This window comes from Streptomyces griseiscabiei, assembly GCF_020010925.1.
Lineage (GTDB): Bacteria > Actinomycetota > Actinomycetes > Streptomycetales > Streptomycetaceae > Streptomyces > Streptomyces griseiscabiei.
This window is the reverse complement of record NZ_JAGJBZ010000001.1, coordinates 3,982,299-3,994,121: the sequence shown is the minus strand read 5'-3', so window position 1 is coordinate 3,994,121 and position 11,823 is coordinate 3,982,299. Positions and strand designations below refer to the sequence as shown.

General features: G+C 73.1%; 9 protein-coding genes. 1 reads left to right on the top strand and 8 read right to left on the bottom strand.

What is annotated here, in order from left to right; genetic code table 11:
• Nucleotides 1-68: 68 nt before the first annotated feature.
• Nucleotides 69-1,304: a cytochrome P450 gene (locus J8M51_RS17425; RefSeq protein WP_086760784.1), complete on the bottom strand. Its 1,236-nt coding sequence runs from the start codon at nt 1,302-1,304 to the stop codon at nt 69-71.
• Between the two features lie 235 nt (nt 1,305-1,539).
• Here J8M51_RS17425 and J8M51_RS17420 point away from each other — a divergent pair, with 235 nt between their 5' ends.
• Complete coding sequence (locus tag J8M51_RS17420) at nt 1,540-2,709, top strand: steroid 3-ketoacyl-CoA thiolase (protein WP_086760786.1); 1,170 nt, start codon at nt 1,540-1,542, stop codon at nt 2,707-2,709.
• Between the two features lie 69 nt (nt 2,710-2,778).
• Here the strand turns inward: J8M51_RS17420 and J8M51_RS17415 are convergent, their stop codons facing one another.
• The 7 genes from J8M51_RS17415 to J8M51_RS17385 all read right to left on the bottom strand — a co-directional run bounded on the left by J8M51_RS17415 (nt 2,779) and on the right by J8M51_RS17385 (nt 11,761).
• Nucleotides 2,779-4,098, bottom strand: coding sequence for a patatin-like phospholipase family protein (locus tag J8M51_RS17415; protein WP_267299268.1), 1,320 nt, complete (start codon nt 4,096-4,098; stop codon nt 2,779-2,781).
• Entirely contained in the window at nt 4,095-5,216 is a 1,122-nt protein-coding gene (locus J8M51_RS17410) for a ComEC/Rec2 family competence protein (RefSeq protein WP_216591589.1), read from the bottom strand. Before J8M51_RS17410 ends, J8M51_RS17415 begins: the two co-directional genes overlap by 4 nt.
• Nucleotides 5,217-5,348: 132 nt before the next feature.
• The gene (locus J8M51_RS17405; protein WP_086758874.1) at nt 5,349-7,124 is read right to left on the bottom strand and encodes a S8 family serine peptidase; all 1,776 of its coding nucleotides are present in this window, start codon (nt 7,122-7,124) and stop codon (nt 5,349-5,351) included.
• Nucleotides 7,125-7,294: 170 nt separating this feature from the next.
• On the bottom strand, nt 7,295-7,729 hold the full coding sequence (locus tag J8M51_RS17400; protein ID WP_455568177.1) for an aggregation-promoting factor C-terminal-like domain-containing protein: 435 nt from the start codon (nt 7,727-7,729) through the stop codon (nt 7,295-7,297).
• Between the two features lie 323 nt (nt 7,730-8,052).
• On the bottom strand, nt 8,053-8,862 hold the full coding sequence (locus tag J8M51_RS17395) for an ECF transporter S component (protein WP_086758870.1): 810 nt from the start codon (nt 8,860-8,862) through the stop codon (nt 8,053-8,055).
• Nucleotides 8,859-10,622, bottom strand: coding sequence for an ABC transporter ATP-binding protein (locus J8M51_RS17390; RefSeq protein WP_086758869.1), 1,764 nt, complete (start codon nt 10,620-10,622; stop codon nt 8,859-8,861). The genes J8M51_RS17395 and J8M51_RS17390 overlap by 4 nt, the downstream gene beginning before the upstream one ends.
• Nucleotides 10,619-11,761 carry an energy-coupling factor transporter transmembrane component T gene (locus tag J8M51_RS17385; protein ID WP_267299267.1) on the bottom strand — a complete coding sequence of 381 codons (1,143 nt, stop codon included), beginning with the start codon at nt 11,759-11,761 and terminating at the stop codon, nt 10,619-10,621. Before J8M51_RS17385 ends, J8M51_RS17390 begins: the two co-directional genes overlap by 4 nt.
• Nucleotides 11,762-11,823 lie beyond the last annotated feature (62 nt).

The following is an 11,823-nucleotide window of genomic DNA, read 5'->3' as shown; positions in this document are numbered from 1 at the left end:
CCCGCCCGCGACGGAACGGGCCGACGGCGCCGGGAGGCCGTCGGCCCGAGTACGGGGTGGTGGGTGGCTCAGCCGGTGGTCACCTGAAGGTGCTTCACCCCGTTGATCCAGGCGGAGCGCAACCGGCTCGGCTCACCGGCCAGCCGCAGCCCCGGCATCGCGTCGGCGATCGCGTTGAAGATCAGGTCGATCTCCAGGACCGCCAGGGACTTGCCGAGGCAGAAGTGCGGGCCTCCGCCGCCGAAGCCGAGGTGGGGGTTGGGGTCGCGGGTGATGTCGAAGGAGTCGGGGTTCTCGAAGACGTCCGGGTCGTGGTTGGCGGAGGCGTAGAAGATGCCGACGCGGTCGCCCTTCCGGATGAGCTTGCCGCCGAGCTCCACGTCCTGGGTGGCGGTGCGCTGGAAGGAGTTGACCGGGGCGGCCCAGCGCACGATCTCCTCGGCGGCGGTCGCCGGGCGCTCCCGCTTGTAGAGGTCCCACTGGTCGGGGTGGGTGAGGAAGGCGTGCATCCCGTGGGTGATGGCGTTGCGGGTCGTCTCGTTGCCGGCGACCGCCAGCATCAGCACGAAGAAGCCGAACTCGTCGGAGGTGAGGTTGCCCTCGTCCTCGGCGGCGACCAGCGTGGTGACGATGTCCTTCGCCGGGCACTGCTTGCGGTCGGCGGCCATGTTCATGGCGTAGGCGATCAGCTCCATCGCCGACTGCTGGCCGACCTCCTCGGTGATCGCGTACTCCGGGTCGTCGTACGAGATCATCCGGTTCGACCACTCGAAGATCCGGATACGGTCGTCCTGCGGGATGCCGATCAGCTCGGCGATGGCCTGCAGGGGCAGTTCGCAGGCGACCTCGGTGACGAAGTCGAAGGGGCCGGGGTGGGCGACGGCCTGGCGCGCGATGGTCAGGGCGCGGTGGCGCAGGTTGTCCTCCAGCGCGCGGATCGCCCTCGGGGTGAACACCCGCTGCACGATCTGCCGGACCCGGGTGTGCTCCGGTGGGTCCATGTTCAGCAGGATCAGCCGCTGTGCGTCGATCGCGTCGCGCTCGATGTGCTCGTTGAAGCGGATGATCGCGGTGTTGACGGTGGAGGAGAACAACTCGGGGTGCGTGGACACGTACTTGACGTCCGCGTGCCGGGTGACGGCCCAGTAGCCCTCGTCCGCGAAGCCCGCGATGCCGGGTGCCTGCGGGATCCAGTGGACCGGTTCCGTACGGCGCAGTGCGGCGAACTCCGGGAGGGGGACACGGTGGTGCAGCAGGTCCGGGTCGGTGAAGTCGAACCCGTCGGGCAGCGCTGGACAGGGCATCGGCGACTCCTGACGGAGCATCAGATGGAGAGAATTGCGGTGACCGTAGTAACGGGTTCTAGAACAAGCAAGGGGTACGGGGCTTTCGGTCGGCTTTTCAATTGCCGCACGCCCCTTGCGGTCCCGGAGGCGGGCTCAGCAGACTGCTGAAGAGAACTAGAACGCGTACTAGTTCTGCGTGGCGGGTCGGGCCGGGACGCCCCGCGCCGCGCGGGTCACCGTTGAGAGGATTCCCATGGCCGCGGAACCCGTGATCGTCGAAGCCGTACGCACCCCCATCGGCAGGCGCGGCGGCGCGCTCGCCAATCTGCACCCCGCCTACCTCCTGGGCGAGACCTACCGTGAACTCCTCGGCCGTACCGGCATCCCCGCCGACTGCGTCGAGCAGATCGTCGGCGGCACGGTGACCCACGCCGGCGAGCAGTCCATGAACCCCGCGCGCACGGCCTGGCTGACCATGGGCCTGCCGTACGAGACGGCCGCCACGACCGTGGACTGCCAGTGCGGCTCCTCGCAGCAGGCCTCGCACATGGTGGCCAACATGGTCGCCGCCGGGGTCATCGACGTCGGCATCAGCTGCGGAGTCGAGGCCATGTCCCGGGTGCCGCTCGGGTCGGGCTCCAAGCACGGGCCGGGCAAGCCGTTCCCGGAGGAGTGGAACGTCGATCTGCCCAACCAGTTCGAGGCGGCGGAGCGGATCGCCCGGCACCGGGGCCTCACCCGGGAGAACGTGGACGCGCTGGGGCTGCTCTCGCAGGAGCGGGCCGCCGCCGCGTGGGCCGAGGAGCGGTTCAAGAAGGAGACCTTCGCCGTCCAGGTGCCGACCACCGAGGCGGAACAGGGTGCCGGGCAGGGCATGTGGCGGCTCGTCGACCACGACGAGGGGCTGCGCGACACCTCCATGGAGGCGCTGGCCCGGCTGAAGCCGATCATGCCGACGGCCGTCCACACGGCGGGCAACTCCTCCCAGATCAGCGACGGCGCGGCGGCGATCATGTGGGCGTCCAAGCGGATGGCGCGGGCGCTGAAGCTGCGGCCACGCGCGCGGATCGTCGCCCAGGCGCTGGTCGGTTCCGACCCGCACTTCCACCTCGACGGGCCGATCGACGCCACCAAGGCGGTGCTGGGCAAGGCCGGGATGTCGCTGCGCGACATCGACCTGGTCGAGATCAACGAGGCCTTCGCGTCCGTGGTGCTCAGCTGGGCGCAGGTCTTCGACCAGGACCTGACGAAGGTCAACGTCAACGGCGGCGCCATCGCCCTCGGCCACCCGGTGGGCGCGACGGGAGCCCGGCTCATCACCTCCGCCCTGCACGAACTGGAGCGCACCGACAAGGAGTTCGCCCTGGTGACGATGTGCGCGGGCGGCGGGCTGGCGACCGGGACGATCATCCAGCGGCTGTAGGCGACCCGGCCGGGCTCCCCCTGCCCGGCGAGCCGTTCCCCACCGGTCGCCGACGGCGACCGGTGCCGGTCAGATGTCCGGTGGGACCATGCCCGCCAGGTCCGGGGGGAGGAGCTGAGGGTGGTAGGCGGCCAGGCCGGCGCCACCGAGCCACCAGCCCCGGTGGACGAGGGCGCGGCAGAGGGACGGGGCGAGGCGGTCGAAGACGGTGGGGACCAGGGCCAGATCACGGCCGTCGTGGGTGCGGTGTTCGGGGAAGGTCGCCCGCCAGCGGGCCAGCGGCGGGTCCGCGAGCGGGAACTCGGTGGAGAGCTGCACCAGGATGCCCCGGCGGGCGCCGGGCGGGAGTTCACCGACCGGACCGAGGGCCGCGCCGCGCCGGAAGCGTTCGATCGTGGCCCGGGTGCGCAGCGCGGTGCTCTGGCGGTAGAGGAGGGAGTTGGCCCGCGCCAGATCGCGGATCACCGGGACACGGCCGTACAGACCGGGGCGGAGCAGGCCCCCGGCGTTGAGGGCGCACAGGAACGTATGGCGGTAGTTGTCGCTGTCCAGGGCCTCCAGACCGGTGTTGTCGTAGGTGCCGCCGTCCAGGAGGGCGGGCCGGTGGGTGGCACAGGGGAAGGGCGCGCTGTCGAGGACCACGGGCGGGAAGGCGCCGGGCACCGCCGCCGACGCCGAGACCGCGCGGCTGAGCCGCAGGCCGGTACCCGCGGTGCGGGCGAGACCGGTCGAGTAGTCGCCGTACACATCGCGTTCGAAGGTGAAGCGGACGCCGGTGGTCAGGTTGGCGGCGTTGACGATCCAGCGAACCTGCGGGTCCAGGTCCTCCAGTTCGGTTCCCCCGAGGAACCAGTCGTCGAGGCGGCGGGCCAGCAGGTCGGTGCGGGTGGTGGGGCCGAGGGTGCGCCAGATGTCCCGCAGGAGCGCCCGCTTGAGGGAGTGGGCGCGGACCCGGTCGACGACGGGGGCGATCACGAGGTCGTCCACCGCCGCCGGGGTGAAGTCCCGCTCGCGCAGGGCCGGCCAGGCGGTGGCGAGACAGGCGTTGGCGATCGAGCCGCCGGACACGGAGGAGGAGTAGCGCAGCCGGGGGAGCAGTCCGGTGTCGGCCAGCAGCCGGACGAAGCCCAGCGCGGAGAGTGTGGCGCGGAAGCCGCCGCCGGAGAGGGCGAGGGCGACCGGCGTGCCGTCGGCGGCCGGCGGGTGGGCCGGGCGGAGGGGGTCGCCGCAGGGGCGGGTGGTGAGGCCCGTCCCGAGGGCGGGGGAGTCCACGGCCCAGAGCGGGGCGTCCGGCCGTACGCCGTCCCGTGCGTCGTCCCGGGCGCCGTCCCGCGCGTCGGGCGGGCCGGGCCGGGTGAAGGTGTCCTCCGCATGCCGTGACCTGGTCATGGCCGGTCTCCGATCGTGATGACGAGCGCCTGGTCGGCGGGTCCTCTGACGTCGACCTCGAAGGCACGGTCCGCGCGCAGTCCGGCCAGCGCCTCCTCGGCGAAGGGGATGTGGTTGGTGAGATGGACGACGTACTCGTCCTCGGGGGCTCGGGACTCGACCAGCCAGCGCAGGGTGTCCTCGCCCGGGTGGTGGTGGCGTACGCCGTCGGCCGAGATGACGTAGTGGTCGGCCCGGACCCGCTCGAAGAAGCCGGGCTCCACATTGCGGTCGCTGCCGTGGTGCGGGAGCTTCAGCAGGTCGAGGTGGAGCGGGGCGTCGTCGTCGAGCAGATCGAGGGCGGACAGTCCGGCGAGGACGTGGTCGCCCCGGGCGTCGCCGGTGAGCAGCGCGGTGCCGTCCCCGTGCCGCAGGAGCAGCACGATGCTGGACAGGTTCTGCACCGAACTGTCCGCGTACGCCGCCGAGATGACCTCCGGGTCACGGCGCCGCCTCGCCTCGCGCCACTTCTCCTCCAACTCGGCGAGGGCGCCCTCGTCCGGTGCGACGACCGTGACGTCCAGGTCGTGCAGGGTCGTCCCGGCACCCTCGGTGAGAGGGCCGGCGAAGGGGGAGTTGCCGTCCAGCCGCAGGGCGGCGGCCGCGTCGCGGATGTCCCGGCCCTGGTTGTAGCTGGCGGTGACCGCCGCGTCGGAGGCAGCCGCGGCTTCCAGGAGCGGGTGGACGGACGCGCTCAGCCCCGGGGCCCGCTGCTCGACGAGTTCCTCCACGGAGTTGAACCACAGGGCGTCCACGTCGTACGGCGGGTCCTCCCCGTCCTGCTCGGCCCGCCGCATGTCCTTGAAGAGCCGGACGAGACCGCCGGCGTGGTCGTCGTCGACGTGGGAGAGGCAGACGACGTCGAGGTGGGGCGGGGTGCCGTTCGGCGGCGAGCCGTCGTCCCCGCCGGTGAGCCGGTGCAACCGGCCCTGCAGGGAGGCCCGGTAGACCCCGGCGGGCCCGCCGTCGACGAGCATGACGCGCTCGTCGTGCGCCGGGCGGCCCCGGGGTTCCTCCGCGTCCCAGCGGACCAGGAAGCAGTCGCCGTGGCGGGCGTCGAGGAAATCGAAGGTCAGCATGGTCGCCTGCCTCACCGGGCCGGCGGGTCGAGCGCCCGGCGGGTCCGTCGTCCGGCCGGTCCGTCGCCCGGCCGTCGTACGGACCATCGCCGTACGGACAACCGCCGTACGGACCGTGCCGTACGGGCCGTGTCACACGGACTGCATGGCGCGCAGCACATCGACGAGCCCATGGCCCTGGAAGTCGCGTTCACGGGCGAGGTCGGTCGCCGTCGCGCAGAGGATCTCCTTCACGCGCTCGGGGCGCCCGAGCAACTCGCGGTAGCGGGCCAGCAGCATGGCCGCCGCCCCGCTGACATGGGCCGCCGCCTGGCTGGTGCCGTGCATGGCGGCGATGCCCTCGCCGGGTATCGGACCGTCGATGTCCTCGCCCGGCGCCACCAGATCGGGCTTGGGCCGGCCGTCGCCGGTGGGGCCGCGGCTGGAGAAGTGACTGACGCCGTGGCGGTGCGGATTGCTGCGGTGGGTGGAGCCGACGGTGATGACCGACTCCGCGTTGCCGGGATCGGAGATGCTGATGTCGTGGTAGCCGGTGCCCAGGGTGCGGACGGCCCCGCTGAACCCGGCGTTCCCGGCCGCCGTGACGACCACCACCCCCGACCGTGTCAGCCGGTCGCACTCGACGCACACCGGGGTCCACCCGGTGGAGTGGGTGGCGACGTCGTGCGGCACCGACAGACTGAGGTTGACCCCGGCGATGACGAACCGCCCGGCCTGCTCGTTGATGTGCCGGACCGCCTGGAGCGCGGTGACGATGGAGAACTCGTCGCCCTCGCCGTCGTCGTTCAGCACCCGGAAGTCGTACAGCCGGATCCGCGGACAGATGCCCCGGAACTCCAGCTCCGGCCACCATCCGCCGATGATCCCGGCGATGTGCGTACCGTGCTGGTCGCCGGGCGGCACATACGGGTCCGGCCGTCCCGGCGCGGGCGGGCCGGGGGCCGGGTCGTTCTCGACGGACGGCAGGGCGGCCGACCAGTTCACCAGCCCGTTGACCAGCGCGTCGTCGGGGAGCTTCGCCCGTACGCAGGTGAAGTCGAAGGAACGGGCGATCCGCGACTCCAGTCTGCGTGGCGGAGAGACGGTGGTGTCCCACTCGTGGAACGCCGAGTGCCGCGCGTCGATGCCGCTGTCGACCACGGCCCAGCCGATGGAGGCGGTGTCCACCGAGAACACCTGCTCGGCGGCGTCGGCCTTGATGGTCCGCCGGGACCGTACGACCGCGCGGGACGCCCGGCGGTTCGTCGTCACCGAGACGACCGGATACTTCTGCCGCCGGTCGACGACCTGCCCGACCTGGCTGTGGGCGCCGCGCACCGGGGACGCGTCCGGCACGGCGTCGGCCAGCATCCGCACGAGCGCGGCGGTCACCTCCCGCGCGTCCCGGCGGTCAGGGCCGGCGTCCGCCATGACCCGGTGCAGCAGATTGAGGAACCAGGTCAGATGCCGCCCGCGTTCCTGGCGGCGCTGCATGTTGTCGTGGATCTCGCTGGTCGCCGGGGCCCGGATGTGCCCCTGGAGGGCCTTCTCGATGCCCTCCGTCCCGCTCTCGACGGCGAGTTCGTGCGACACCCGCACCACCCCCGCGAGATTGGTCAACGGCAGCAGCGCCGTCACCAGTTCCTCCAGCGTCATCTGCGCCACCACGAAACTCCCGGCCGCCACGGGCCGGCACGCCTCGGTCAGCCGCAGCCGCCGCAGCCGTTCGAGCGCCCGCTCGACGCCGTACTCCTCCCGGACGGCGAGGATCAGATCCTGCCGGTACGACGACGGGGGCGCCGCCGGTGCGGGTGTCGGCGGTCCGGCGAAGGCCAGCCATACGTCGAAGTGCACGGGGCAGTCGGTCGCCCACAACACGGGGACGGGGCCCTCCCCGTAGAACACCGCCAGGAGTTCGGCTCGGTCCATCACGGCTCCCGATGCGCGTGGCGTGGGAGGGACTTGGGACTCCTCCCATTCTCCGCCCCGCCCACGGCCGGCGCATCCGGGCCGGGGGCATGGGGGCAGGGGAGGGGAGCCTGGAACGGCGAAGACGGCGGCCCCGGGGATCGGGGGCCGCCGCCTTCGGTCCGTGCTGGTCAGTACCAGTTGTTGGCCTGCCAGAAGTTCCACGCGCCACAGGGGCTGCCGTAGCGGTCCTTCATGTAGTCCACGCCCCACTTGATCTGGGTGGCGGCGTTGGTCTTCCAGTCGGAACCGGCGGAGGCCATCTTCGAACCGGGGAGCGCCTGGACCAGGCCGTAGGCACCGGAGGACGCGTTCGTCGCGTCGACGTTCCAGTCGCTCTCGTGGTCGACGATGTGGGAGAAGCACTTGTACTGGGCCGAGTCCGAGATCATCTTCTTCGCGACCGCCTGGGCCTGAGAGGCCTCCGACGCGGCCTGGGCGGGCGCGGCGGCGAGCAGGGCACCGGTCGCGGCAGCGGCCAGGGTGACACCGGCGAGGGCCTTCTTCGGGGAGGCGATGCGGCGGAGAACGGACTTGGTCACGGGGCACCTTTTCTTCGGGGACATTGCTGTCGCGGGCATGCCTTCACCACGAGGTGTGCGGTGGGGGCGTACGTCGGCGCCGAGGCCCGGGGGCTCGTCGGCGCCGTTGCGACTCATCCAGAGAAACAGCCGGGGCGGCCGTCCGCAATGACCCCTTTTGCTAGTTGTAGTCGTATCCGCGCCGAAGGCCCCTGCTGTGACCTGGCTCTCATTGTGCAGGTCGGAGGTGGTAAGAGCGTGTGCATGTCACGCTCTTCGATCTACGAACCCGCGTCGTATGTGACGTGGGCCCTATGGGGTGGTTCACGGTTCAGGTGACGCACGGTGGAGGGTGGCTCGCCCGTCGGTCACCGGGTGGGCGGGGTGAATGTGACCGCGCTCTCGAAGGCTGCCCTGCGGGTGGCCCGGCGCAGGGCCTTCAGCACCGGGGTGCCGAGCGTGAGGGTCAGGACGACGGTGACGACCGCGCGGCCCAGGTCCCAGCCGAGGGAGGTGGCCAGGCAGTACGCGACGAAACGGGCGAGGTTGGTGGCCGGGTCGGCGGCCGGGTCGAAGGCGATGTTCGAGGCGAGGGTGCCGATGAAGGGCCAGCCGTAGAGGTTCATGACCGTGCCGTAGGCGAAGGCGGCGGCGAAGCCGTAGACGGCGAGCAGGGCGAGTTCGGCAGGGCCGCGCAGGCGGCGGGCGCCCGGCAGCAGCCCGGCGCCCATCGCGAACCAGCCCATCGACAGCATCTGGAACGGCATCCACGGCCCCACGCCCCCGGTCAGCAGCGCGGACGAGAACATGGTCACCGCGCCGAGGGTGAAGCCGAAGCCGGGGCCGAGGACCCGGCCGCTGAGCACCATCAGGAAGAACATCGGCTCGATGCCGGCCGTACCCGCCCCGATGGGGCGCAGGGCCGCGCCGGTCGCCGCGAGCACCCCGAGCATCGCCACCGCCTTCGCCCCGAGCCCGGCCTCCGAGAGCGTCGCCCCGACGACCCCGACCAGCAGCACGAGCAGCCCCGCGAACAGCCACGGCGCGTCCTGCGCGTGCGCCGTCACCTGGGACCCGGGGTCCGCGAAGAACGGCCAGGCGAAGGCCGCGCCGCCGACGAGACCGACGAGGAGGAGGGCGGCGACGGTACGCGGGGAGAGGGGGACGGGACGGCTCATGACTGCCGGCCTCCTGCCCCGGTCCCGCCGGGCCCTTCCCCCTCGGCCGCCCGCAGCGCGTGGCGTACCTGGGCCGGGGTCAGCCACTTCTGGGGAGCGAGGATCTTGGTGGTCTGGGGGGCGAAGGACGGGGAGCCGACGACGATCTCGGCGGTGGGGCCGTCGGCGACGATCTCGCCGTCGGCGAGGATCAGGACACGGTCGGCCAGCTCGGCGGCCAGTTCGACGTCGTGGGTGGCGAGGACGATGGCGTGGCCCTCGGCGGCGAGCCCGCGCAACGTCCCGACCAGGCGAGACTTCGCCGCGTAGTCCAGACCCCGGGTCGGCTCGTCGAGGAGCAGCAGCGGCGGGCGGGCCGTGAGGACGACCGCGAGCGCGAGCGCCAGGCGCTGTCCCTCCGACAGGTCGCGGGGGTGCGTGTCGTCCCCGATCCCCGGCAGCAGCCCGGACACGAGCGCCCGGCACGTGCCCGCCTCGGCCCCCGCGTCCCGGTCCGCCGCCGCGCACTCCGCCGCGACCGTGTCCGTGTACAGCAGGTCACGGGGCTCCTGCGGTACGAGTCCCACCCGGCGTACGAGGTCACCGGGCGCCGTCCGGTGGGGGACCAGCCCGCCCACCCGCACCGAACCGGCCGCCGGTGCCACCAGGCCGACCAGCGCGGAGAGGAGCGTGGACTTGCCGGCGCCGTTGCGGCCCATGAGGGCGATCGTCTCGCCGGGGGTGACGGTGAGGTCGACGCGGGTGAGGGCGTGGACACGGCCGCGGTGGACGTCGAGGGCCGTGACCGTCGCCGGGGCGGCGGGGAGCGCGGGAGCGCGAAGGGGGGTGCGCCTGGTCATGAGGCGCCGGAGGAGGGAGCGTGAGGCCGGGGAGAGCTCGGGGGCCTCTGTCGTGTGCGGGGTGTGGGTGGGTCGTGGTTGATCGCGCAGTTCCCCGCGCCCCTTGAGGGCGAGGGTCTCTCGGAGTGGTTCCGCGCGCCGGCGGGCGTCCCGGACGGTCAGGGGCAGCGGGGACCAGCCCGCCAGGCGGCCCAGGTCCACCACCGGTGGGTAGACCGGTGAGACGGCCATCACCTCCGCCGGGGTGCCCAGGACGGGCGGGGCGCCCGGGGCCGGGAGCAGGGCGACCCGGTCGGCGTACTGGACGACGCGTTCCAGGCGGTGCTCCGCCATGAGGACGGTCGTGCCGAGGTCGTGGACGAGCCGCTGGAGCACGGCCAGGACCTCCTCGGCGGCGGCCGGGTCCAGCGCGGAGGTCGGTTCGTCGAGGACGAGGACGCCCGGGTGCGGGGTGAGGACGGACCCGATCGCGACGCGCTGCTGCTGGCCGCCGGAGAGCGTGGCGATCGGCCGGTCACGGAGGTCCGCGAGGCCCAGCAGGTCGAGCGTCTCCTCCACCCGGCGCCGCATGACGTCCGGGGCGAGCCCCAACGACTCCATCCCGTAGGCGAGTTCGTCCTCGACGGTGTCCGTCACGAAGTGCGACAGCGGGTCCTGCCCCACCGTGCCCACGACATCGGCGAGTTCACGCGGCTTGTGGGTGCGGGTGTCCCGGCCCGCCACCGTGACCCGGCCGCGCAGGGTGCCGCCGGTGAAGTGCGGCACGAGTCCGCTCACCGCGCCGAGCACCGTCGACTTGCCGACCCCCGACGGCCCGACGAGCAGCACGAGTTCACCCTCCGGGACCTCGAAGTCCACGCCCTGGACGGTGGGTCGGTCCGCCCCGTCGTACGTCACGGAGACATCCTCGAAGCGGATCACGCGTGTTCCTTCGTGGGCGGGGCGGCGTCCGGAGCCGCTTTCGGTGGGCCGGCGTCCGGAGTCGCCTTCGGTGGCCGGGCGTCCCGGGCCGGTCTCCGCGGGGCCGGTACGGCGAACGCGGGGAGGAGGCCCAGCAGGATCGCGGCGGCGGGGCGGAGGGGGAGGTCCGGGGAGGTGAGGGGGACGACGGCGGGGTGCAGGGCGGCGGAGTCGTACGCGGCGCCGGCGATCAGCAGGGCGGCGACGGCGACACCGGACCCGGCCACCAGCCACCCGCGCACGCCCCACACATCCGGCCGGTACCGGGTGCGCGGTGAGCGCCGGCCGCCCAGCCGCAGGCCGGCGAGCGCGGCGGCCAGCCCGATGAGCAGCACGGGCAGACCGTATGTGCCGCCCTCGGCCGTCAACACCCCGTACGTGCCCGCGCAGACGCCGAGCAGCCCGCCGAGGGTGAGCGCGGCGGTCGTACGGCGGACGGGTGCCGGGACGTCGGCGGTACGGCCGTAGCCGCGCGAGTCCATCGCGGCGGCGAGCGCGACCGAACGCTCCAACGCGCCCTCCAGCACGGGCAGTCCGACCTGCAGCAGCCCCCGTACGCCCCGGTCCGGCCGCCCGCGCAGCCGCCGGGCCGCCCGCAACCGCTGGACGTCCGCCACCAGATGCGGTGCGAACGTCATCGCCACCACCACCGCGACGCCCGCCTCGTACAGGGCGCCGGGGAGCGACTTGAGCAGCCGCGCCGGGTTCGCGAGGGCGTTCGCGGCGCCGACACAGATCAGCAGGGCGGCCAGCCGCAGCCCGTCGTACAGCGCGAACAGGAACCCCTCCGCCGTGACCCGGCCGCCGAGCCGGATGCCCTGCGACCAGTCGGGGAGCGGCACTTCGGGCAGCGTGAACAGGGTGTGCGTCCCCGGGATCGGCGACCCCAGCACCACCGCGAACCCCAGCCGTACGACCAGCACCACCAGCCCCAGTTTCACGAACGCGGCGTACGACCGGGCCCAGGGCGCGTCGGTCCGGTGCGTCGCCACGACGAACCCGGCGACCGCGATGAGCAGACCGAGGAGCAGGGGGTTGGTCGTACGCGACGCGGCGGTCCCCAGGCCGAGCGCCCAGAGCCACCAGGCGAGGGGGTGCACGCCTCGAACCGCCGGGCCGCGGGCCCCGTCCCCGGCCGGCCCCGCCTCCGGGCGCCCTGTGA

Coding starts and splice junctions, on each gene's coding strand:
- J8M51_RS17410 (WP_216591589.1), bottom strand. CDS start 5,216: ATGCTGACCTTCGATTTCCTCGACGCCCGCCACGGCGACTGCTTCCTG.
- J8M51_RS17420 (WP_086760786.1), top strand. CDS start 1,540: ATGGCCGCGGAACCCGTGATCGTCGAAGCCGTACGCACCCCCATCGGC.
- J8M51_RS17395 (WP_086758870.1), bottom strand. CDS start 8,862: ATGAGCCGTCCCGTCCCCCTCTCCCCGCGTACCGTCGCCGCCCTCCTC.
- J8M51_RS17415 (WP_267299268.1), bottom strand. CDS start 4,098: ATGACCAGGTCACGGCATGCGGAGGACACCTTCACCCGGCCCGGCCCG.
- J8M51_RS17405 (WP_086758874.1), bottom strand. CDS start 7,124: ATGGACCGAGCCGAACTCCTGGCGGTGTTCTACGGGGAGGGCCCCGTC.
- J8M51_RS17425 (WP_086760784.1), bottom strand. CDS start 1,304: ATGCCCTGTCCAGCGCTGCCCGACGGGTTCGACTTCACCGACCCGGAC.
- J8M51_RS17400 (WP_455568177.1), bottom strand. CDS start 7,729: ATGTCCCCGAAGAAAAGGTGCCCCGTGACCAAGTCCGTTCTCCGCCGC.